Source organism: Cyclobacterium sp. 1_MG-2023 (genome assembly GCF_030546805.1).
Lineage (GTDB): Bacteria > Bacteroidota > Bacteroidia > Cytophagales > Cyclobacteriaceae > Cyclobacterium.
Genome location: NZ_JAUOPC010000004.1, coordinates 459,086 through 482,530 on the forward strand (window position 1 = coordinate 459,086; position 23,445 = coordinate 482,530).

General features: G+C 39.8%; 13 protein-coding genes. 10 read left to right on the plus strand and 3 right to left on the minus strand.

Annotated features, from left to right (window positions below; translation table 11 throughout):
- Positions 1-57 precede the first annotated feature (57 nt).
- A complete protein-coding gene (locus Q4534_RS08515; RefSeq protein WP_303612743.1) occupies positions 58-3,447 on the plus strand; it encodes a SusC/RagA family TonB-linked outer membrane protein in 3,390 nt (1,129 codons plus the stop codon).
- A gap of 29 nt (positions 3,448-3,476) precedes the next feature.
- Positions 3,477-5,060 (plus strand): SusD/RagB family nutrient-binding outer membrane lipoprotein, encoded by a 1,584-nt coding sequence (locus Q4534_RS08520; RefSeq protein WP_303612744.1) that lies wholly within the window; start codon positions 3,477-3,479, stop codon positions 5,058-5,060.
- A gap of 145 nt (positions 5,061-5,205) precedes the next feature.
- On the opposite strand, the gene Q4534_RS08525 is transcribed toward Q4534_RS08520, so the two are convergent.
- Positions 5,206-6,621, minus strand: coding sequence for a sulfatase-like hydrolase/transferase (locus Q4534_RS08525; RefSeq protein WP_303612745.1), 1,416 nt, complete (start codon positions 6,619-6,621; stop codon positions 5,206-5,208).
- A 168-nt stretch (positions 6,622-6,789) separates the two neighbouring features.
- Here Q4534_RS08525 and Q4534_RS08530 point away from each other — a divergent pair, with 168 nt between their 5' ends.
- The 7 genes from Q4534_RS08530 to Q4534_RS08560 all read left to right on the plus strand — a co-directional run bounded on the left by Q4534_RS08530 (position 6,790) and on the right by Q4534_RS08560 (position 20,283).
- A complete protein-coding gene (locus tag Q4534_RS08530) occupies positions 6,790-8,346 on the plus strand; it encodes an arylsulfatase (RefSeq protein WP_303612746.1) in 1,557 nt (518 codons plus the stop codon).
- 49 nt (positions 8,347-8,395) lie between these two features.
- Positions 8,396-9,754, plus strand: coding sequence for a nucleoside hydrolase-like domain-containing protein (locus Q4534_RS08535; RefSeq protein ID WP_303612747.1), 1,359 nt, complete (start codon positions 8,396-8,398; stop codon positions 9,752-9,754).
- A gap of 121 nt (positions 9,755-9,875) precedes the next feature.
- Positions 9,876-11,858 (plus strand): heparinase II/III family protein, encoded by a 1,983-nt coding sequence (locus Q4534_RS08540; protein WP_303612748.1) that lies wholly within the window; start codon positions 9,876-9,878, stop codon positions 11,856-11,858.
- A 213-nt stretch (positions 11,859-12,071) separates the two neighbouring features.
- Entirely contained in the window at positions 12,072-13,952 is a 1,881-nt protein-coding gene (locus Q4534_RS08545) for a sulfatase-like hydrolase/transferase (protein ID WP_303612749.1), read from the plus strand.
- Between the two features lie 72 nt (positions 13,953-14,024).
- Positions 14,025-15,800: a sodium:solute symporter family protein gene (locus Q4534_RS08550; RefSeq protein WP_303612750.1), complete on the plus strand. Its 1,776-nt coding sequence runs from the start codon at positions 14,025-14,027 to the stop codon at positions 15,798-15,800.
- A 1,201-nt stretch (positions 15,801-17,001) separates the two neighbouring features.
- Positions 17,002-19,353 (plus strand): TonB-dependent receptor, encoded by a 2,352-nt coding sequence (locus tag Q4534_RS08555; RefSeq protein ID WP_303612751.1) that lies wholly within the window; start codon positions 17,002-17,004, stop codon positions 19,351-19,353.
- A gap of 6 nt (positions 19,354-19,359) precedes the next feature.
- On the plus strand, positions 19,360-20,283 hold the full coding sequence (locus tag Q4534_RS08560) for a DUF4249 domain-containing protein (RefSeq protein ID WP_303612752.1): 924 nt from the start codon (positions 19,360-19,362) through the stop codon (positions 20,281-20,283).
- Positions 20,284-20,371: 88 nt separating this feature from the next.
- Here the strand turns inward: Q4534_RS08560 and Q4534_RS08565 are convergent, their stop codons facing one another.
- Positions 20,372-20,986, minus strand: a complete 615-nt coding sequence (locus Q4534_RS08565; RefSeq protein ID WP_303612753.1) for a DUF4230 domain-containing protein — start codon at positions 20,984-20,986, stop codon at positions 20,372-20,374.
- Positions 20,987-21,188: 202 nt separating this feature from the next.
- Between Q4534_RS08565 and Q4534_RS08570 the strand changes: the two genes are divergently transcribed.
- Positions 21,189-22,871 (plus strand): AMP-binding protein, encoded by a 1,683-nt coding sequence (locus Q4534_RS08570; protein ID WP_303612754.1) that lies wholly within the window; start codon positions 21,189-21,191, stop codon positions 22,869-22,871.
- Here the strand turns inward: Q4534_RS08570 and Q4534_RS08575 are convergent.
- Positions 22,868-23,443 carry a sugar O-acetyltransferase gene (locus Q4534_RS08575; RefSeq protein WP_303612755.1) on the minus strand — a complete coding sequence of 192 codons (576 nt, stop codon included), beginning with the start codon at positions 23,441-23,443 and terminating at the stop codon, positions 22,868-22,870. The genes Q4534_RS08570 and Q4534_RS08575 overlap by 4 nt on opposite strands.
- Positions 23,444-23,445: the final 2 nt, after the last annotated feature.

Genomic DNA, 23,445 nt, shown 5'->3' on the forward strand with positions numbered 1-23,445 from the left:
AGGATAGGAGAGCCTATTCTTTAGTGAAACAACTCTAAACACTACAAAATCAAAAACATGAAAAATGAAAAAAATCTACTAAAAACTGGCTTTGCAATAAAAGGAATATCAACTTTTATTCAGGTTATTGCCTTAGTATTTATATTGATTTCTGTACCAATTTACTCCAGTGCTTTTGGTGCAATAATCAATTCAAAAACTGAAGATTTGAGGGAATACTTAGTTGTTACTGGAAAGGTGGTTGACACCAATGGTGAACCTCTGCCTGGGGTTACCATTACGGTGAAAAGCTCTAATATTGGAACCGTTTCAGACATAGAAGGGAACTATTCGATAGACGTTGCAGCCAATGCCACGCTGGTATTTTCATATATAGGTTTTGAAACCCAAGAAGTAAATGTTGGGAATCAAAGTACCATAAATATTACCCTAAATGAAGATATAGGGGAAATGGATGAATTCGTATTTACCTCTTTGGGTGTACCAAAAGAACCCAGAGCGCTAGGTTATGCAACTACTACCATTAAATCTCAAGAATTGGTGAAGGTGGGTACTCCGAATATTGCTACCTCTTTATATGGAAAAGCACCCGGTGTTAGAATTCAATCCGGTGCTGGTGGAGCTACTTCGGCTGTTAATATTACCATACGTGGTATCAATTCCATCACAGGAAGAAATCAGCCTTTGATTATTTTGGATGGTGTGCCTATCCGAAATGAAGAGGTGACGAACAATAATTATTGGGGCGACCAGAGATTGCGTGGAAACGGACTTCTTGATATCAACCCGGAGGATATTGCAGAATTGACAGTGCTCAAGGGAGCTTCCGCTGCGGCGCTGTATGGTTCTGAAGCGGTTAATGGAGTGATCATGATTACAACAAAAAAAGGATCAACCAAAGGATTTAGAGTGGATTTTAATGCCAATATTTCAATGGATAAGATTGCTTATTTGCCAAGGTATCAAAACGTTAGAGGGCCAGGTGCTCCCAATCATGTTTTTGATGTGGGGCAGAATGAGGACGGTTTTTTCACTTATGAAGATGGCACCCTTGGCTTACCAAATACTAGCTTAAACTTTGGACCTAAATTTGATGGTCGCATGGTATACGGTTGGGATGGGGTAGAGAGACCTTATGTGGCACAGGAAGATAGTTATGCTGCTTTATTTAATGATCCGGTTAATTCACAAGTAAACGTTGCCATATCCAATTCAACCGATGTCGCAGATTTTAGATTATCATTGACACGTCAGGACAATGAAGCGTTAAGTTTAAACTCTAAAAACAGCAAAAATGTCGCTCACCTGAACTCTACATTTAGAATTTCTAAAAAAGTGCGTACAGACTTGATGATAAATTACATCAACCAGTACACTGCAAACAGACCCTATTCTGTTGACCGTCTGATTAATAATTTTGGGGGTATGATGTCCCGTTTTGATAATGGAGCCTGGTATCTGGATAAGTACAAGACCAGTAGGGGTTACCGTTATGTAACAGGGAATGGTCAGAGTTTAACTCCTGATGAAAACATAACCAGAAACGGATTTATGGGTGCCATAGGGGACTATGTTTGGAGGGTGAACGAACACCAGGCTTCAGAACTAAGTAATCGTGTAATTGGTAGCATTACCAACCATTACGATATCACGGATGAACTATTTTTGAGGGCAAGGTTATCCACAGATTTCACTTACCGAAAAAATGAAAATGAGACTTCTTCGACACGACCATTGGCATTTGGACCTTCCGGTGGCTTTAGTATGTCGAATGAAATCTTTAGCATTTTGTATGGAGACTTGTTACTAACTTATAGAAAGAAACTAACTGATGAGGTGACATTAAGTGCCATGGCAGGATATACAGCCAATAAAGAATCCTATTCTTCAATTTCCAGAGGAACAAATGGTGGCCTAAGTACAGAGAACCTATTTGATATTGTGGCTTCTGTCAACCTTCCAAATAATGGTTCTAGCAGAACTTCACAAGTGATAGATGCTGCACTTGGAACTGTTAATTTGGATTATAAAGGGTTTTGGTTTTTAGAAGGGACGATCCGACGAGACCGTACGTCTACCATGAACCCGGATAACAATGCCTTTGTTTATCCTTCCGCTAATACCAGTTTTATTCTTTCTGATGCCATTGAATTGCCGGGATTTATTAATCTTGCCAAGATTAGAGGTTCCTGGGGTATTGTAGGTAATTATCCGGATGTTTATAGGGCTAATATTGCCTATAACCAAAATACTTTGGGGGTTCAACAGACGGGCGGATCTCCCGTGTTATATACAAACATTTCTAGTAGTTTTGGTAATGACTTGATCAGGCCTGAGCAAAAGCACGAATTTGAATTTGGCTTCGAAAGTAGATTTCTTCAAGGAAGGTTAAACCTTAACTTCTCTTACTATAACGCACAGATTAGGGATCAAATTCTGCCTTTAACCCTTCCATCTACTTCAGGTGCAAGTTCTGTTCTAGCCAATATTGGTACACTTAGAAATAAAGGTATAGAAATCGGTATTGATGGAACAGCTTACAAAAGCACTAATCTCGAGTGGACAGCAGGAATTAATTTTTCACGAAATAAAAACGTCGTTGAGAAATTGGCCAATAATGCTACAGAGCTTTTGCATGCAGATTATGATGGCAATGCAGCCCAGTTAAGGTCTGTGGTGGGACGTCCCATGGGAGATTTCTATGCAAGACCTATTGAAACCAATAGTAATGGTGAAAAAATAGTCCAACCAAATGGATTGTATAAAATTGACCCTAACAATTGGATCCGTGCGGGCAATGCCATGCCAAAAGCTGTCGGTGGGGTGTTTAATACCTTAAGATACAAAAACTTCACCTTTGATGTAATGGCTGATTTCCAAATAGGCGGACATGTAATGCCAACCGGTGTAAACTGGATGATCAGTAGAGGGCTTACTGAGGAAAGTTTGAAATATATGGATACTGAAAGTGGAGGTTTGTCTTATTATGTGAATGCCGATGGGCAAGGTGTGCAGACTAGCGATGGTCAAGGGCCCAATGGAGAAGAAGTTTACCATGATGGAATGCTAATGGATGGTGTAACTTCAGATGGAAACCCTAACACGAATGTAATTTCTCAAGCATTATATTATCAAAGTACCTACAACTGGGGTGGTCCACAGTATAGCCAGGCAAGGTATGAATTGTATATCAAGGAAAACACCTACTTTAAGTTAAGAGAATTATCTATTGCTTACGATTTGCCATCACAAATTGCTTCAAAACTAGGTGCATCTAGTATTCAAGTGTCCGCTTTTGGTAGAAACTTGTTTTTCTTCTACAGAAACTTAAAGGATCTGGATCCGGAAGTTCTTACAGGTGGTTCAAGGTGGGCACAAACACTTACAAGTGCAGGTACCAACCCGGCTACCCGAAGTATGGGTCTTATGCTTAGGGCAAGATTCTAATAGTTGTTTCCTCTAAAACTTAAGAAATTATGAAAATTAAATTAATAAGCTTTTTTCTTGTACTGATTGTAAGCATTTCCGGATGTGAATATTCGGAGTTTGAAGACAATTATGCTGACCCTTCAAAAGTGTCTGAAACCTCAGTAGATAAGCAGTTTACAGGTTTTATCATTGCCAATAGGGAGTACGTTCTTCCCAGTTACTGGAATTACTTTGTGGTGTTGCGGATTACACTTAACAGGTATACCCAGGCTGTAGGATGGGCCAACGAAGAAAATCAGTATGTACCGGGTTCTGCGGCAATAAATGACAGGTGGAACAATTACTATCAGTTCTTGGCTCAATACAGAGAACTGGAAAAAGTGTACAATGGGCTTTCAGAGCTTGATAAGCAAGATAACAGGATCTATATGATCACAGCGGCTACCTACCTATATGACCATACGCAAAAAGTAGTGGATCTTCATGGAGCCATTCCATTTTCTGAAGCAGGAATGTTAAGTACCAATGGTGGCGATTACAGCATGTCCTATCCCGGATATGATGAACCGGAAGCCATTTACACGAAGATGCTTGATGATCTTGCCGGTTTTGCTGACGAATTGAGAACAATGGATATCAACCCTGGAATCCTTACAGGTTTTCAGACCCAAGATCTGATCAATAGAGGGGATATCGATATGTGGTTAAAATATATCAATTCATTAAGGTTGAGAATGTTGAATAGGGTAAGTGCGGCTCCGAATTTTGCATCTAGAGCTGCGACAGAAATTAGTGAGATTTTATCTAATCCTACAAACTACCCGGTTGTGACAACCAATGATGAAAATATTACCTTTCGTATTTATCAATTGGGTACGCTGATAAGTGCAACCAGTTGGCAAGGAGGTTTGGAAGACTGGAATGGAAATGTTGCCGGGAAGGAAATTGTTGATCACATGCTTGACAACAATGATCCAAGACTTACCTATGTTTTCGAGCCGGGTGAAGAAGCAGAAGGTGAGTATATGGGACTTGATCCATTATTGAATGGATCTGATCAAACAGACCTAATTGGTACCAATACACTTACCATCTATAACAGGTCTACGCTTAGCAGAAACCAGTATTTCCCCGGTATGTTAATCAATGCTTCTCAGGTTCATTTGATTGCTTCAGAATTCTACCTCAAAGAAGGACAAGATAGCAAAGCCATGATGCATTATGAAACGGCTATTAAGGAGTCCATCGATTATTATGAAATTTTAAGAGGGATGACTAATACTACCATTTCACCTGATCCGGAGGTTCCGTCAGAAGATGATGTGATGGCGTATTTGTCTGAAGATGACATTAGCTGGAGTATGGCAACTTCTGAAATGGAAAAAATGAAGTTGATCGCTAGACAAAGATGGTTACATTATAATGTTGTACAACCTCATGAAAACTGGGCAGAAATCAGAAGGAACGACGTGTTGGGTCTTGAATTTTGGGAAGATCAGTCTAACCAGCAATCTTTACCGCCTAGCAGATGGATTTATCCTGGATCTGAGCAAACTTATAATACAGAAAATTATGAGAGAGTTCAGGCAGATGATGTACTTTCCAGAGAACTTTTCTGGGATGTTGATTAACTGATAATAAATTAACGAGCAATTGTAACTAAAAATATGTTCAATATGATAAAAAGGAGGCTACTTTAGCCTCCCTTTTTATTTGGATCAATTAATTTATATGCCTAGCCATACTATGGTTCTTCTATTTCTAGGTGTACTTATTTTAGTTAGGGTTTGAAACTTTCTTTTCCCAGGCTTTTAAAGAACTGGAAAGGTTTTCGAATATCTCAGGATGTGAAGATTTTTTATTTTTCTTTTCACCAATATCTGTGGCAAGATCAAATAGCATACCTTCTTTGTTTTCTTCATTAAATAAAATTTTCCAGTTGCCTTTTCTTGTAGCCTTGGCTTCAGGAGTTTTCCAGAATAAGGTTCTTTGGGGCATTACTTTTCTTTGGGTGATTAGTTCCAGAAAGCTTGTTCCATCCAAGGCATGTTTTCCGTTTTGATTCGGCATTGGGCTACCGATTATTTTCAGAACAGTTGGCAAGATATCCATACTCATCAGGGTTTCGTCTGAAATTACATTCTCCGATATCTTTCCCGGCCAGTAGGCTATGGCAGGCACCCGGTGACCACCTTCATAAAGATCCCCTTTTTCACCATTCAACTTACCGTTCGAGCCCACTTTAGGCCAGGTACTCCCATCATAATCCAGGTATTGCCCATTGTCAGAAGTAAAGAATATAAATGTGTTGTCAGCCAAGCCTTCTTCTTCCAGAACCTGAATAAGATGCCCTATATTGCTGTCCAAAGATTCAATCATTTCACGTAATACAGCGGGAACATCTTTTGGATTATGGGGACCCAATTTGCTTTGTGTACCGGGTTTATTACTGGTGAAATCTTCTCCTTCTACACGAGTCTGTAGGTGGCCGTCATGAGGGGACTGCCAAGGAAAATGAACCCCTAAGTGAGCCAGGTATAAAAAGAAAGGCTGCGTTTTGTTTTTCTTTATGAAGTTTGTTCCGTTTGAAGTAATCACATCCGTGGTATAGCCTTTTTGAAAAAATAACTGGTTATTGTGCCACCAGTCAGGATAGCCGTAGCGATCGATTTTACTGAAATAATCCCCACAGCCGGAGGTTAGGCCTTTAAACTCATCAAAGCCAAACTTGGTAGGATTGGCGTCAGGATGATTTCCCAGGTGCCACTTGCCATAATAGGCAGTGGCATATCCCGTTTCTTTCAAGTAGTGGGCAATGGTCTTAGGTTTGGCATGCTTTGCATCACTTATGCCTTTCACCTTTCCTTTTCCCGGTTTTTGCCAGAATCCCGGTAAGGGATCTTCTATACCCACCCGCTGCTGATAACGTCCGGTCAACAATGCGGCACGTGTAGGTGAGCACATGGCGCCATTGCTGTGGAAATCCGTGAAAAGCATTCCCTTTTGAGCCAGGCGGTTTAAGTTGGGTGTATTGGCTTCTCCACCATAAAAACCACCAAGGTCTCCATAGCCAATATCATCTGCCAGAATGATGATGATATTGGGATGTGCAGAATTTTGGGCATGAATAGGAACAACAGCTACAGATAGGTGAAATAGGAGAATAAGGACAGAAGTTTGTTTATTAGCCATTTTCTATAGGTAAATTTTAAATAAAAGCTGTTTTGGCATATATGATAATACCCTATAGTGGATATTTAGGCCATTGTTTCAGCAATTGAAAATGCGAGGTGAGTTATGGTTTTGATATAAATTTTCTATATTGTTTATTTATAAAATCTTAAAGAAACCAAACCATTTATGAACTTAAAATTACCTGGTCAATTAACCTATATTTTTGGCATGTTGCTGCTATTGGCATCATGTGGCCCAAAAGAGATAAAAGAAGAAGAAAAAGCTGAAAACCCCAATATCGTTATCATTTATATGGACGACCTCGGTTACGGGGACATGAGTGCATATGATGCCGGGACATTGGAAACACCAAACATGGATAAATTGGCAGAAGGGGGGGTAAAATTTACAGCCGGCTATGCTTCTTCTGCTACCTGCTCTCCCAGTAGATATGCCTTATTAACAGGAACCTATCCTTGGAGGAATAAAGATGCAAAAATATTGCCCGGAACTGCCCCTTTGTTAATAGGAACAGATGAAATGACCATACCCAAGATGCTAAAAAGTCAGGGGTATGCCACTGCAGTCGTGGGTAAATGGCACCTAGGCTTGGGGGATGGTACTGTTAACTGGAATGAAAAGGTAAGCCCCGGCCCTAATGAGGTAGGTTTTGATTATTCCTATATAATGGCTGCTACGCAAGATAGGGTGCCTACAGTTTACCTAGAAGACGGAATGGTCCAAGGCTTGGACCCTAATGACCCTATTGAAGTGAGTTATGACAAAAACTTTGAAGGAGAACCAACCGGTAAGGATAATCCGGAAATGCTCAAAATGAAATGGCACCATGGACATAACAATAGCATTGTCAATGGTATTCCTAGAATAGGCTTTATGAAAGGTGGTAAAAAGGCACAATGGGTAGATGAAGACATGGCGGATCATTTCCTTGAGAAAGCCAAAGCATATGTCAAAAAAGACAGGGAAGAACCTTTCTTTTTATACTATGCTCTTCAGCAACCTCATGTTCCCAGGACGCCGCATCCAAGGTTTGAAGGGAAATCAGGTATGGGGCCAAGAGGAGATGTAATTCTTGAAGCAGACTGGTGCATTGGTGAATTTATTAAAACCCTGGAAGAAGAAGGTCTTTTGGAAAATACACTGATAATTTTTTCCAGTGACAATGGACCGGTTTTGAATGATGGATACTATGATGATGCAGAGGAACTGGTTGGAGATCATACACCTGCTGGTCCGCTCAGAGGTGGGAAATACAGTTTGTTTGAAGCAGGAACAAGGGTGCCATTTATAAGTTATTGGAAAGGAAAAGCCCTACCGGGAACTACGGATGCTATGGTTAGTCAAATTGATATTTTTAACTCATTGGCCGCTATTTCAGGAAGTCAGGAAAGGACTAAAGATGGCAAGGATTTTTCTCAATTGTTCTTAGGAAGTGATGGCGAAGGAAGAGATGCCCTAGTACTTGAAGCCACTACCCGCACCGCTTATAGAAAAGGAGATTGGGTACTGATTCCTCCCTATAAAGGCCCTGCTGTAAATAAATTTGTGAATATTGAAATGGGGAATGACTCTGATTTTCAATTGTATGATTTAAGTACTGATTTGGAACAGCAAAATAACCTTGCAGAAGAAAATCCTGAAAAATTGAAAGAATTGTTGGAAGAGTTTATTGCCATCAGAGGTGAAGACTTTGTGGATACCAAAGGACTTGAGTTGAAGTGATCTTGAATGATTCCAGGATTTTGTTCTTAAGCACCAAAAAAATGACCAGATGCTAAAATTTATATCCATTTCTTTACCCATTATAGTATTTTGTATGTTAGTGCCGGTACTGCTTCAGGCACAGGAAAAACCGCAAGTGATAGTACTTACTGATATTGGGGGAGATACAGATGATGAACAAAGCTTGGTTAGGTTTTTATATTATGCAGACCAGTTTGACATAAAAGCTATATGTGCTACAAGTCGATTGGGGCATGGTCAGGACATCAAACCGGAAATTATTCAGCGCCAATTGGCAGCATATGGGGAGATTTTCCCCAACCTTATCCTACATAAGGAGGATTTTCCCCACCCGGATATGCTGGCAAAATTAATCAAATCCGGTAGTGGTAACTCAGAGGCTTTTGGAGAAGGTCACGACTCAGAAGCCTCTGAGGCCATTATCAAAATTGTGGATAAAAGCGAAGGGATGGTCCACATTCCAGTATGGGGTGGACTAAGGGAATTGGTTCAAGCCCTTTGGAAGGTTAAAAATACCCGAAGTAAGAAGGAACTTGATGAATTCTGCAAGAAAATGCAAGTTCACGCCATTGGTGACCAAGATGGCCATAGAAATTACCTTTTAAAAAACTTTAAAGCCTTAAGATTCATAGCCAATGGCTATGCCTGGAATGGCTTTACCGGTACCGGTATCAGAGAGCTTTCTGCCTTCCGTGGCATGTACATGACAGGTAATCAGCAAATGCAAGATGCGAACTGGGTGAAAAATAATATTCACGGCAATGGACCATTAAGTGATTGCTACCAATTAAACGGACATGGAACCGATGGAATGAAAGAAGGGGACAGCCCCTCCTTCCTTGGCTTGATCGGCAATGGCTTGAACGTCCCGGATCATCCTGAATGGGGAGGCTGGGGAGGTCGGTACAGATTATTGTTCAATCAACTGTATATAGATGCTCCGGATTTTATGGAAGGTACATTGAATGAAAGACATGGGGTGGCCCGATGGAGAACAGCCTTTCAGTCAGACTTAATGGCCAGGGTTAAATGGGCCGTTTTACCTTATGAACAGGCCAACCACAACCCTGTAGTTATTGTAAATGGAGATGAGTCCGGTACACCTTTATTTTTAGATGTGCTGCCCGGTAAGGAATTGGAGCTAGATGCCTCTGCAAGCACAGACCCGGATGGGGATGCATTAACCTACAGGTGGTGGATTTACAATGAAATATTTCAACCTATTGGTCCGGTTATATTCAAACCTACTTCGGAAGACGCCAAAATTAAAGTGGAGGTTCCACCCTTGCCTCCGGGAAAAGAATTGCACCTTATTCTCGAGGTAACAGACAAGGGCCTACCTGCTATGACCAAATACAAGCGTGTTATAATTACTTCAACAATATGATTTAATCCATTAACTCATTTAATAAGGATACTTGATACTCCTGATTTTGTTCAGAGACCTCATTTTTATCTGGGTCTCTGGGTTTCAGTCCAATTTAAAAAATTACTATAAGCCCGATTCCATGTCTATACCTTTGCCAGTAAAAATATATAAAATCCCACTGCTATTTATTTGTTTCGCTATGGTGTTTTCGGCCTATTCGCAAGAAAACAGAAACCTATTAATTCATTCCTTAAATAGAAAACAAATTGCTGAGAATTTAAACAGTGCAAAAAAATGGGTCAGTTATCCAGCCTATGAGGAAAGAGAAGAATGGAGTAAACTTCCGGATGAAGTCAGGAAAACTATCATAAAAGAAGGAGAGGCTTACTTAAATTACGATTGGCCAATCGTTAAGGCCAGTATGTATCTGGAATTTACCCGAACAGGAGATAGGTCTAAAGATGCTACAGTTAATAGTGCCAGAAAACAGGCCCTTCAAACCTTAATGATGGCAGAGTTAGTGGAGGGAAAAGGTAGATTTTTAGATGACTTGGTCAATGGGGTTTTTGCTTTCTGCGAACAAACATATTGGGGTGCCTCAGCACATTTTTACTTGTATGGATTTGATGGAAGCATCGCTAACCCAACCACCATTTTGCCTGATATCGACGATCCAATTATAGATTTAATGGTTGGAGATATAGCGAGTGATTTGGCATGGACTTTATATTTTTTCAAGGATGCTTTTAATGAAATCAGCCCTGTAATAGGTAGGAGGCTTACCTCTGAATTAAAAAAGAAAGTATTGCATCCATTTTATGAACGAAATGATTTTTGGTGGATTACCGGCTGGGGAGAAGGGAGAGTAAATAACTGGACGCCATGGTGTAATTTCAACGTTCTTAATGTTTTGTTATTGGTAGAGGATGACCCGATTAAAAAACAAGATGCTATCTATAAGTCCATGCAGTCAGTTGATTTATTTATAAATTCCTATCCCGATGACGGTAGCTGCAGTGAAGGGCCCGCCTACTGGGCTCATGCAGGCGGTAAAATGTTTGACTATCTGGAACTATTAGACAAGGCCATAGATGGAGGGATAGCTCCTGTTTTTGCTCATCCACTTATTGAAAATATGGGGAAATACATTTATCGATCTCATATTAATGATGGCAGATATTATATTAATTTTGCTGATGCTCCATTAAAAATCAAGCATAATCCGGGAAGAATATTCAGGTATGGGGAAAAAATAAATGATCCTATCATGGAGAATTTTGCGGCTTATTTGGCAAATAAAAGCAGTGAAAAAGACTTGGTAACTTCCGGCACAATTGGGGATAGGTTGAGAAATATATTTTTGCTGACCTCCTTAAACGAGGTGCATGTGGAGGCCCCCAAAATTAAAGATTATTATTTTCCTGACTGGGATGTGGTGATAGCTAGAGAAAAAGCGAATACCGGTGGCTTTTATTTTACAGCAAAGGGAGGTAATAATAATGAAAACCATAATCACAATGACGTGGGTTCCTTTATGCTTTATTATGACGGAAAACCAGTATTTATCGATGTGGGAGTAGGCACTTACACAAGGCAAACTTTTAGCCCTGAGCGGTATTCAATTTGGACAATGCAATCCAATTACCATAATTTACCACTCATTAATGGAGTGGCACAAAAAGACGGTGGGAATTTTAAAGCAAAAGGATCCCGATATCGTATGAAAAATGATCAAGTTCATTTTCAAACAGATATTGCAAATGCTTATCCAAATGAAGCCGCAGTGAAAACCTGGGTAAGGACCTATGAATTCAAGAGAGAAGATGGTTTAATCGTAAGGGACCATTTTGAATTGGAAAAGCATAAAAACGCAATAAACTTCCATTTTATGAGTGCATTACCAGTAGCCTTAAAATCTCCCGGCTTATTAGAGATTTCAGGTGATGGGTTTGCAATAAATATGCGCTTTGACCAAAGAAAACTTGATGCCATTATCGAACCAATTTCAATTGAAGATCCTAAGCTAATCTCCAACCATGGAAAGGAATTGTATAGAATAGTTTATAAATGGAAAGAAGACAAGCAGAAGGGAGATATTAAATTTTCAATCAGTGCTAAATAGCAAATGCTAATCCGCAGACCTTTGGTGCTAGATACAAATGAAACAATGTCCATAGATCTGCTTGATTGTATATTTTTTTGAAATTGAATGTCATTAATATTGAATTTGTTTTTCCGGTTATCCTCAAAATATGGGCAATAACATAATTTCAACCATTATTTCAGTAATTAAGTGATTTTTTCAATTAGATTGTATGTCAAATTAAATAGATCAATGAAACACATCATCCTATTCTTCATTATTATGAGTTTTATGGCTTGTAATAATAGCCACAAGGAGTTGGAGCTGCCAAACATTCTCTGGATCTCTCATGAAGACCTAGGGCCAATTTATGGTGCTTATGGGGATGAATATGCCAACACACCTATTTTGGATCAATTGGCAGATAAAAGTATAAAGTTTACCCAGGTGTTTTCCAATGCACCCATATGTGCCCCTGCGCGCTCTACCTTAATCACCGGAATGTATGCGAGCTCCCTAGGTACCCAGCACCTGAGGTCTGATATACCGGTTCCTGAGCCAATGAAAATATTGCCTGAAGTTATGCGAGAGGCAGGGTATTATACGAGCAATAATGTAAAGACAGATTATAATTTTAGCCATGAAGGAAGGTGGGATGAGAGTAGCAAAGAAGCTCACTGGAGAAATAGGCCGGAGGGAAAGCCTTTCTTTAGTGTCTTTAATTTCATGATTACCCATGAAGGGCCTACCAATGCTTTGCGTTCAACAGATACTTCAGGCCTTAAAAATTTTCATGATCCCAAAAAGGCAGTACTTCCACCCCATTTACCGGATAGTCCTAAAATGCGTGAAATATGGGCGCATATGTATGATTTGCTTTCCGTATTTGACCGGCAAGTTGGTGATTTATTAGGCCAATTGGAGGAAGATGGTTTATTGGAAGAAACAATAATTTTCGTCTTTTCTGATCATGGACATGGCCTACCGGGACACAAACGTTGGCTAGACAATGCCGGTTTGCAAGTCCCTTTTCTTTTACATGTTCCTGAAAAATACAAACACTTGGTGGCGCCTATTACTGCTATGGAATCGGATAGGCTGGTTAGCTTTGTAGATTTTGCACCGACTACGCTTGCCCTGGCAGGAGTTCCTGTTCCTGATATGATGGAAGGAATCAACTTCTTGGCAAAAGAGGAAAGAAAGTATGTATTTGGCTATAGGGACAGGGCAGACGATGTTTATGAGGTGTCAAGGTCTGTTTACGATGGGAGGTATCTGTACATCCGTCATTTTATGCCCCACTTGCCTTATTACCAAAATGCTTTAATTTTTAATAAAGGAGGGAGTTATGCGGAAATTAACCGACTTCGGGAGGCCGGAGACCTTCCTGAAGCAACCATGAAAATGTTCACTTCCAAGCCGGTAGAGATTTTATACGATCTGAAGACAGATCCCTTGGAGCAGCATAACCTAGCAAATGACCCGAAATTTGAAAATAAAATAGCAGAATTGGCCAATGAGCTTGATGAATGGATGATTCAAAACCGAGACACAGGATTGCTATCTGAAGGGATAATGATGCAGCAGGCCAAAGGAAATAATATGAGTGTATATGAGATCAGCAGGGGATACCCTGAAGCTGATTTCAGCGCAATATTAAAGGCGGCCAAAATGGTGGGTAAAATCAATAAGCCCTCAGCCATTCTGCCTTATTTGGCTAGTGAAATTGACGCGGTGCGATTTTGGGCTCTTGTTAGTTTGTCAGCCTATAAGGGAGATATTGGAGAAGTGGTTCCGAACGTATTGTCCCTCTTATCTGATGAGGCCCCGGCTGTGGCGATCAAAGCAGCAGAAATCTTGATTAAGCATGAGGATAATGAAGCTGCCTTTAAATTGATGGGTGAGATGCTCTTATTAGACGATGAAGTTCAGGTTTTACAGGCGGCTATTAGTGTCCGTCAATTGGGTATTCAAGCAAAACCATTAATCCCATTAATTACTGAAGAAGTATTTCCCAAGTATTCAGGAGAAATTTGGGGTAGGTATAAAAACTGGAGTTATCCCATGTTTATAGGAATGGCATTGGATCAGGCTCAGATAAATTGTGGGCTAAATATCCCTGTTAGAAAATAAATGTAATTTAAACCCAAAATCAAACCAATAATCTTTTCACTGAAAATTAATCCCCACTCACAAAATTAAATTATGTTATTACAAGGAATTGATTGGTTGATATTGATCGCATTTTTTGCGGTTTCTCTGGGTATAGGTTTGTACAGTTCCAGACAATCATCTAAAAATATTAATGAATTTTTTAAAGCCGGTGGAAACCTTCCTTGGTGGATTTTGGGGACTTCTATGGTGGCCACCACCTTCTCTACCGATACGCCCAATTTAGTTACAGATATCGTGAGGAAAAATGGGATTTCGGGAAATTGGGTGTGGTGGAGTTTCCTTTTAACAGGTATGCTAACAGTGTTTTTCTTTGCCAAATTATGGAAAAGGTCAGGGGTTTTAACCGATATTGAGTTTTATGAATTGCGTTACAGTGGCAAAGCGGCTTCTTTTTTAAGGGGGTTCAGGGCCATATTTTTAGGATTGTTCTTTAATGTGGTCATTATTTCCGGTGTTTCTTTGGCGGCGATTAAAATTGGTGGGGTGTTACTGGGAATTAGCCCGATGGCGACCTTACTGATTTCCGGTATTGTGACAGTGATATACAGTTCATTAGGAGGGCTTAGAGGGGTTGTTTTTACGGATTTCATCCAATTTGTACTATCATTGGCTGGGGCGATTGCTGCTGCTTGGGTAGCTGTTAATCATCCTGCAGTAGGTGGTCTTGAAAACCTTGTCAGCCATGAAATGATAGTAGACAAACTAGACTTTATTCCGGATTTGGCCAATAAGGAAATATTCCTGACCATATTTCTTATCCCCTTGTTTATCCAGTGGTGGTCTGTGTGGTATCCGGGATCTGAGCCCGGAGGTGGAGGCTTTATTGTCCAAAGAATGCTTGCTGCCAAAGATGAAAAGAACGCTTTGTCATCGGTAATGTTTTTCACCATCGTTCATTATGCCATCAGGCCATGGCCTTGGATATTGGTAGCCTTGTGTAGTATCATTGTTTTTCCGGATATGGCCTCCCTTCGGGATGCATTTCCCAATGCGGATCCTTCCATCGTACAGGATGATATGGCTTATCCTGCCATGTTGTCTTTTATGCCCGTTGGCATCATGGGCTTGGTGGTTACCTCTTTGGTGGCAGCCTATATGTCGACCCTTTCTACCATGCTTAATTTAGGCGCCTCTTATATGGTCAATGATTTTTATCTGAGGTTTATCAAGCCGGACAGTACCCAAAAACATTTGGTGTTTGTGGGAAGAGTTGCAACCGTAACAATAATGATTTTGGGTGGTTATGTGGCATTGCAACTACAAAATGCCTTGCAAACTTTCAGTATCCTGTTGCAAATAGGTGCAGGAACAGGTTTGATATATATTTTACGTTGGTATTGGTGGCGAATTAATGCCATGAGTGAAATTGTGGCCATGGCAGCCTCCTTTTTAACCGCCTTGTATTTTGCTTTTGTTCATGATACTTTCTTTGAGCCCTTGGCCACCCATGAGGAATTAATTATTGGGATCATGATTACCTCTTTTTGCTGGATTTTAACAGCTTACATTTCGGAACCTACGGAAAGGGAAGTGCTGGTTTCATTCGTAAAAAAAACCAAGGCTCCGGGACCGGGTTGGAAAAGAATACATAATTTAATAGGAAGTACAGGTGAAAAAGTGGACACTACAGGCTATTTTGATTTTCAGGCAGCAATACTGGCCTTCGGCGCAGGGGTAATTGGCGTGTTTAGCTTTCTGTTTGGAACCGGAAATATTTTGCTAGGTGATCCGTTCAACGGATTGTTATTATTAGTTCTGGCAATCGTGGCTTTTTGGGCTTTATTTGCTTTAAGGAAGCGATTTTAAGGAGAAGCTTTCCGAGTTCGTTTATGCATTCCCTAGGCTGTGTTGAGGGGGCATGTTTTTCCTTCCCGTGGGTTTTCACCCACGGCTATTATAGTTCAGCCCCTTCAGGTCTGGGGTTTTGAGAAAAAATGACCCATCTGGTCAAAGTTTAGCAAAGTATAACTTAGACCAATAATGCCGAAATTTTTCAACTTTCATCAAAAAAACACAAACTGCCCCAATCCCAAAATTTGTAGGGAAACGCCTTAACAATAAGATTTGGCTAAACCCACGAAGACGAGTAATTCACCATCCCCCAGTTAAAGTTAAGGGCTATTGAAAAAAGGAATCATATTGGGGATTTTTCGATCCCAATAAACCCGATATGTTTTCACATGGATTATCTGTTTACCGGCGGCTGAGCGGAGTCGAAGCCATAGGGTAACGAATCCGAGATACCTTTTCCTACTTTCACTTTTTCTCCCATCAGGGATAACTAGCAATTGTTCAACACCTTCAGTGTTGAGGGGGCATGTTTTTCCTTCCCGTGGGTTTTCACCCACGGCTATTATAGTTCAGACCCTTCAGGTCTGGTTTTTTTAGAACAATTGGTCGTTTTATTATAATAATAATTGTTATTCGGATCCTTATTGTGAGCCTTTTTTGAGAAGGGGGGAAACAGGGAAAGACTTTGGCCATTTCGCCTTCAGGGCTGGTGTTTTCGTTTATAGAAATATTCCTCGTTCAGCGAAAGCCACTGCATGGCTGAAAGCTCAAAATCCCCCAAGACAAGGAAAAAAAAGGGAGAGTTCAATCCCAATATTCCCGATATGTTTTCACATGGATTATCCGAATGCCGGCGGCTGAGCGGAGTCGAAGCCATAGGGTAACGTATTTCGTAAACCTACCCCTTCTTCTCAGGGTCCGGTAATATGAATGCTTATTCCAAAATGCTTTACAATTAAAAAGTGTAGCGAAATGCATTTATTTTACGTCTTGTGATCGGGGCGGTGCTATTTATTGAAATTAACCCTTTTAATAAAATAATTTCTTAAATTTTAATAGGGTAAATAATGATAATTTCCTTTAGGGATTTTATCAGTCCGATATTTGGATGACTATTATTATGTTTCGTTTAAGGTTGAAAATATTAGTTGTCAAGTCCAAGCATTAAATTATATTTGCCAAATTATTTTTGGTATTATCCTTATTTATATAAAAAATGAGATTTATTACATTTTGTGTATTATCAATCCTTTTCATTTTTCCAGGGTTTTCTCAGAAAATCACCGTTAGTGGCACCGTTAAGGAAGAGGGCACAGGTGAAAACCTGATCGGAGCGAATATTTATGACAAGGTTTCTCAAAAAGGGACAGTTACCAATCAGTTTGGATTTTATAGTTATACCACTAACGGAGACAGTTTGGACCTGTACTTTAGTTTTGTTGGCTTTCAAGCCAAGCACATTCAACTCAAAGCCAAAAAAGATACCCTTATAAATGTAACGCTAATACCTGACGGGACGCTGGAAGAAGTGGTAGTCTCAGCATCTGATATGGACCAAATTCAAGAAATCACTAGGATGAGTTCCGTGAATGTACCCATAGAGCAGATCAAAGAATTGCCTGCCCTAATGGGGGAAGTTGACGTTTTTAAGGTGTTGCAATTACTTCCCGGCGTGCAATCAGGAACAGAAGGTGGGAGTGGCCTTTACGTTAGAGGAGGAGGCCCTGACCAAAATTTGATTTTATTGGATGGTGTTCCGGTTTATAACGCCTCCCATTTGTTTGGTTTCTTTTCTGTTTTCAATGCAGACGCCATCAATAATGTGGAACTTATAAAAGGTGGTTTCCCTTCCAGGTACGGTGGTCGTCTTTCCTCTGTGATCGACATCAGCATGAAGGAAGGCAATATGCAGGAGTTTAAAGGAGAAGGTTCCATAGGCCTTATTGCTTCTAAAGTAACCTTTGAGGGGCCGATTAAAAAGGACAAAACATCTTTTATTCTATCTGCCAGGCGAACTTATTTGGATATTTTGGCCCAACCGATAATTAAAGCTGCTACTGAAGGAGATGAAAATATCGGCTATTATTTTTATGACCTGAATGGCAAGGTTAACCATATTATTAATGATAAAAACAGGTTGTACCTGAGTGTATATTCTGGGGATGACAAGGCCTATTCCAAGTATAAAAACTTTTATGTCAATGACAATGAAAGGACAGATTATGATGAGGAATTTGGCTTGAAATGGGGCAATTTTATTTCCGCTCTTAGATGGAATAATGTGATCAATAGCCGCCTTTTTAGTAATTATACCTTTACCTATAGTCGTTATAATTTTGATTTATTCAGCAATTATGAGGAGACAATTACCGGGTTAGGTACCACCGAAACCAATGTTTATTCGGACAGGTATTTCTCCGGAATAAGAGATTGGGCAGGCAGGGCAGACTTTGAATTTATCCCTAATCCTGATCACTATTTTAGATTTGGAACCAATGTTATTTTCCATAAATTTTCCCCCGGTGTTTATGCAAGTAAAAGCAGTTCCGGTGACAATGATCTTCAATTAGGTGCAGATGAGTTGAACTCCACTGAGTATTCGGTATATGCTGAAGATGATTTCAATATCAGCACTCGCTTGAAAGCCAACTTAGGTCTTCATTATTCAGGATTCACCACAGATAACCAACATTATAATTCACTTCAGCCACGGATATCTGCCAGGTATTTGGTCAATGAAACTACCTCTGTCAAGGCATCTTATGTAACCATGGCTCAATTTATCCATTTGTTAACCAATGCAGGTTTGGGGTTACCTACTGATCTCTGGGTGCCGGCTACTGCCAATATAGGCCCTCAAAAAGCGATGCAAGTAGCCTTAGGAGGGGTTAAAAACTTCAATAGTTTTGAATTCAGCGCAGAAGCCTATTACAAAACCATGGATGGCTTGATTGAATACAAAGACGGGGCAACTTATCTCAACCTTGATGAAGATTGGCAGGACAAAGTGGCTGTAGGAGAGGGCGTAAGTTATGGCATTGAACTATTGCTTCAGAAGAAAGTGGGTAAAATTTCCGGTTGGGTTGGTTATACCCTTTCCAAAACCGAAAGGAGATTTGACGAGATTAACTTTGGGGAATGGTTTCCTTATAAATATGACAGAAGACATGATGTGAGTATTGCCCTTACCCATGACTGGAAGGATAACAAAGACTTTTCATTGGTTTGGGTGTATGGTACAGGGAATGCTGTATCACTGCCTACCCAAAGGTATGAAGGTGCCGAGGTGGATACCCGCTTTGGAGGTTCATGGCGACCGGATGTAGAATACTATGAAAGTAGAAATAACTTCCGAAACAGAGACTACCATAGACTTGACCTGAGCTTCAGTTGGTGGAAGACCAAAAAGTGGGGAGAAAGAAAATGGACGCTTGGTATTTACAATGTATATAACCGGATGAACCCTTTCTTTATGGACATTGGTTATGATCAGCAGAGCAATAAAAAGGTGAAACAATACAGTCTTTTTCCAATCATACCTTCGTTTTCTTACGGCTTTAAATTTTAGATGACCATGAATACATTATTTAGCTTTCGAAGATTTTTCCAGTTTGTTTTTGTTGTGGTCGGGCTTTTGTACAGTTCCTGTGAAACAACTGTGGATATTGATATTCCTTTTGAGAAACCGCAGGTAGTTTTAAATTCAACCCTTACTCACAATACTTTTCCGAAGGTAAGGCTAACTTATTCGAGACATATTCTTGACAATAATTGGGAATTTGAACCCATAACCACAGCAGAGGTGAAACTAACTATCGAAGGTCAATCTTATTACCTTGAATACAATGAGGATAGTGGGGAGTACATTAGTTTAGACCATATGGTGGAGGGAGGAAAAGAATACATTGTTGAAGCCGTTGTCGAAGGATATTCTGTGGTAAGGGCTTCTGAATTTGTTCCTGTTCAGGTTCCCATTAAAGATTTGGTTTATAATGGGCAAGCCTATGTTGATGCTTGGTTGTCAGGGGATGACTTTTCACTCATATTTGATGATCCGGAGGGAGAAAATTTCTATGAGATATCAGCCTATTATTACCGTATGGATCACTATATTGACCAAAATGGAGATGAGGTGTATTATTATGATAGCCGAACGATCTATCTAGAGCCCAAAAACCCCAGCTATGAAAGTGATTTTTACCTGAATGGCGGTTTGATAATTGACGATAAGTTATTTGATGGAAAAGAAGCGAGTATAGATTTTTTCACAGGAGGTAATTATATGGAAATGGAGGTTGACGGTGGAGAAGTTCATTTTGTATTGAAAAATATATCTAAAAGTTACTATGATTTTCAGTCTACCTATGGATTGCAAGACTGGAATGATGGTGATCCTTTTGCGCAGCCGGTGCAGGTTTATTCGAATATTGAAAATGGGTTTGGTATTTTTATGACCGGAAATATTTCTTCCATCTCAATAGAAGCGAATGTAGATTAAAGACAACTATCCTCATCAAACTAAGAATCATAGGTTTGTTGAAGGGGATTTAGAAGGGAGGACTAGGTAAACCCAACCCATGCTTTCACTAGAAATTCAAATTGTCCAAATCAGTAGGAGCGTTTATTGTTATCTCTTGGTATTGCAAGGTCCACCCCAGTGAATTGGTCAAAATATATATTTTGGAAAGCTCATTGATCAGCCTTTCTTTGGCATTGGCTTTGAGATCTGATTGATCAATCTTGGCCTGTATCATTTTATCCACACTACCTTTAATCTTATTATAATCTGCCTCGTCAAACTGATTAAAATAATCCTGGCTGACATCATAGTACTTAAGATCGGGATAAGTATTGATTTCAGGATCCGGAAGGGATAGAATGACGACCTGTTTGTTTTCTTGGTCTATTTCTGTTTTAATTTGTCTCAAGTCATAAGCCACAGTTACTTTTGCATTCACAATAACCAAAGCTTTTTTGTTTGCTGAAAAAATATCGAAGTAATTTTTTTTGGTGTTCTTATAGCTTAGCACCTGAGAAAATTGTCCTTCAGTAACGATTAATTTTCCTACTTGGCGAATTTGCTGCTCCAATAGTGCGGAATTAAGTTGGACTTCATCTTTTTGATTAGATTTGTCCACGAAATATTGAAACGACCAAATAATGACAATTGCAGTAATGATTCCTGCCAAAAATCTAAGCATAATTTTTGATTAAAACCTGAATGACCTTATTGATACAACAAAAGAAAGGAGAAATAGATTGTCTTCCTATAAAATTGTTTGCGGAAACTGAAGCCTTCGCAGAATTAATGGATACAATCTTAATACGAAAAACCTTTAATAAAAGAAATACATTGAATATATTAGTACAAATGCCCTTAACAATAGACTCAAATTAACAATTATGATGGATTTTCCATGGTTTCAATTTTATCCGGAAGCTGTTCCAAAGCATATTGATCCGGAGGAATACAGTAGTGCTGTAGATCTTTTTGAGGAAAGTATAAAAAAATATGGAGATGCAATCGCCTATGAATGCATGGATAAAACCATTTCATTCAATGAATTGGATCAATTGTCCGCTACATTTGCCTCCTTTTTACAGCATGAATTCAAATTAAAAAAAGGAGACAGGATAGGTATTCAAATGCCTAATTTGCTCCAATATCCAATAGTCATGTTTGGTGCCCTGCGTGCAGGATTGATTGTGGTCAATACCAATCCTTTGTATACTTCATCTGAAATGGAACATCAGTTTTCGGATGCAGGTGTGGACGCCATTGTCATCGTTGCGAATTTTGCACATAACCTTGAAAAAATCAAAGAGAAAATTGGTGTCAAAAAAATCGTAGTAACCCAAATTGGAGATTCTCTAGGAGGGTTAAAGGGTTCCATCGTTAATCTAGTTGTCAAATACATAAAAAAAATGGTACCGGCCTATGATATACCTGAGGCTTGGACATTTAAAAAAGCCATGGCAACAGGAAAAAACAAACCCTATGATAGACAGGAAATCAAAGGAGAAGATTTAGCCTTTTTGCAATATACCGGAGGTACAACAGGCGTTTCTAAAGGAGCCATGCTAAGCCATACCAATATTGTAGCCAATATGCAGCAGATTTCAGCTTGGATGAAACCTAAGCTGATAGAAAAAGAAGAAACTGTGATCACGGCACTTCCTTTATATCATATCTTCGCATTAACTGTGAATTGTTTAGCGATGATGAAAATTGGTGCTCACAATGTATTGATTACAAATCCCAGAGACATGCCGGCCTTTTGTAAAACCCTGAAAAAGCATCCTTTTAGTGTGTTTACAGGAGTCAATACGCTATTCAATGGATTGCTGAATCAAGAATCCTTTAGGTCATTGAATTTTAGTTCTTTGAAAATTGCTGTTGCCGGGGGGATGGCCTTACAGTCCTCTGTAGCCAAACGCTGGAAGGAAGTAACGGGTATTCCTATTTCAGAAGGCTATGGACTCACAGAAACAGCTCCTGTGGTTACTTGTAATCCCATAGATGGTACAGAAAGATTAGGCACCATTGGAATTCCTTTACCTAATACGGAGGTGAAAATCGTAGACGATGAAGGTAATGATTTACCGCTAGGGGAGCGAGGTGAATTGTGTGTCAAAGGACCTCAAGTTATGCCGGGTTATTGGCAGAGACCCGACGAGACAGCAGATACATTTCTAGGGGAATGGTTCAAAACCGGAGATATTGCGGTGATGGATAAGGATGGTTTTTTCAAAATTGTCGATAGGAAAAAGGAAATGATATTGGTCTCCGGATTCAATGTCTACCCCAATGAGGTAGAAGACGCTTTATCAGCCCATGATATGGTCAATGAAGTGGGGGTCATAGGAATTCCTGATGACAAATCCACTGAGAGAGTGATTGCTTACGTTATAGCCAATGACAAATCACTTAATGCTGATGATTTGATCGCTTTCTCCAGAGAAAGCCTGACCAGCTATAAGGTTCCAAAGGAGATATACTTTGTAGATGAATTACCTAAATCCAATGTTGGTAAAATTCTTAGACGAATAATTAAGGAAAATCATGAGAAAAAGATGGCCAATTAGGCCATCTTTTCTTTTTGGTCTATGTCTTTTATTATCCTAGCCGGATTGCCACCTACGATCACATCGGCCGGAACGTCCCGCGTAACAACTGCTCCTGCAGCAATGATGCTCCTGTCACCAATGTTTACACCGGGGCAAATTATTGCTCCGCCACCAATCCAAACATCCTCACCAATGTTAACCGGTTTGCCAAATTCAAGCAAGCTACTTCTGGTTTTTGCATCAATCGGATGTGTGGCTGCATATATATGAACACCCGGCCCTAGCATGCTTCTATTCCCAATATTTACAGCATTAATGTCCAATATTACGCAATTGAAATTGATAAATACCTGGTCACCTATACTGATGTTGTATCCGTAATCACAGAAAAAAGGTGGCTCAATTCCAAAGTCTTTGCCCACTTTTTTAAATAGTTTGCTGACCACATTATAGGAATGGCTGCTGTCCCCGGGTAGCATCTGATTGAGCTCTTTTAATTGTTGTCTGGCTTTGAACCGATCTTCACTAAGGGTTTTGTCTGAAGCAAGGTACAATTCTCCCGCTAGCATTTTTTCTTTTTCAGATTTCATGA

What these genes read in the sequence shown, in the direction of transcription:
- Q4534_RS08515 (WP_303612743.1), top strand. Translation starts at nt 58, where the DNA reads ATGAAAAATGAAAAAAATCTACTAAAAACTGGCTTTGCAATAAAAGGA.
- Q4534_RS08520 (WP_303612744.1), top strand. Translation starts at nt 3,477, where the DNA reads ATGAAAATTAAATTAATAAGCTTTTTTCTTGTACTGATTGTAAGCATT.
- Q4534_RS08525 (WP_303612745.1), bottom strand. Translation starts at nt 6,621, where the DNA reads ATGGCTAATAAACAAACTTCTGTCCTTATTCTCCTATTTCACCTATCT.
- Q4534_RS08530 (WP_303612746.1), top strand. Translation starts at nt 6,790, where the DNA reads ATGAACTTAAAATTACCTGGTCAATTAACCTATATTTTTGGCATGTTG.
- Q4534_RS08535 (WP_303612747.1), top strand. Translation starts at nt 8,396, where the DNA reads ATGCTAAAATTTATATCCATTTCTTTACCCATTATAGTATTTTGTATG.
- Q4534_RS08540 (WP_303612748.1), top strand. Translation starts at nt 9,876, where the DNA reads ATGTCTATACCTTTGCCAGTAAAAATATATAAAATCCCACTGCTATTT.
- Q4534_RS08545 (WP_303612749.1), top strand. Translation starts at nt 12,072, where the DNA reads ATGAAACACATCATCCTATTCTTCATTATTATGAGTTTTATGGCTTGT.
- Q4534_RS08550 (WP_303612750.1), top strand. Translation starts at nt 14,025, where the DNA reads ATGTTATTACAAGGAATTGATTGGTTGATATTGATCGCATTTTTTGCG.
- Q4534_RS08555 (WP_303612751.1), top strand. Translation starts at nt 17,002, where the DNA reads ATGAGATTTATTACATTTTGTGTATTATCAATCCTTTTCATTTTTCCA.
- Q4534_RS08560 (WP_303612752.1), top strand. Translation starts at nt 19,360, where the DNA reads ATGAATACATTATTTAGCTTTCGAAGATTTTTCCAGTTTGTTTTTGTT.
- Q4534_RS08565 (WP_303612753.1), bottom strand. Translation starts at nt 20,986, where the DNA reads ATGCTTAGATTTTTGGCAGGAATCATTACTGCAATTGTCATTATTTGG.
- Q4534_RS08570 (WP_303612754.1), top strand. Translation starts at nt 21,189, where the DNA reads ATGATGGATTTTCCATGGTTTCAATTTTATCCGGAAGCTGTTCCAAAG.
- Q4534_RS08575 (WP_303612755.1), bottom strand. Translation starts at nt 23,443, where the DNA reads ATGAAATCTGAAAAAGAAAAAATGCTAGCGGGAGAATTGTACCTTGCT.